The organism is Clostridium sp. CAG:43, assembly GCF_000434655.1.
GTDB lineage: Bacteria > Bacillota > Clostridia > Lachnospirales > Lachnospiraceae > Otoolea > Otoolea fessa.
In genome coordinates, this window is record NZ_FR895035.1 from 1 (window position 1) to 535 (window position 535).

Here is a 535-nt window from a genome sequence, read left to right on the forward strand (position 1 = left end):
ACAAGAAGTAATTTAGTTGTTATAAGTAATAATACTGTGTATTGGGCATAATCTAAGTTTCGCTAAGTTTCGCTTATGTAGGTGTCTGAGGGAAATTCGATAGTTAAAACATGAAAAAAAGCACTGAAAACCGTTTGATTATTGGTTTTACAGTGCTTTTTCTTTTACTAAAGAGAAAAAAAGCAGTGAATTTAAGTTTTGCTAAGTTTCACTGAGTTCTGATTTTACAGACCGCCATTGTTTCTTAGGCTCATATTTCCCACACCCGTCACAAGTCTGTGGCCAGTTGATTTTCCATTCAAAATATTCATCTCTGGTAATCTCACCGGATTTTAGTTCATCCATTCGAATTACCCATTCTTTCAGAAAATCATTCAAAACCCCATAGTCAAACCACATACAGACAGGTGCATGAGCCGGCCAGCCATCATTGTCATGATAGTAAACGGAAGTGTCTGCTACTTCATTACATTTTTCACCGGGAAATTTCTTAGGGAGAAACAGATGCAATGCAGATGGATTAAATTCATCCAGC

The 535-nt window shown here is 36.6% G+C and carries 1 pseudogene; it reads right to left on the bottom strand.

From position 1 onward, the window contains the following. Window positions 1-201: 201 nt before the first annotated feature. Window positions 202-535, bottom strand: a pseudogene (locus QVO97_RS03165) (XRE family transcriptional regulator); the annotation flags it as partial.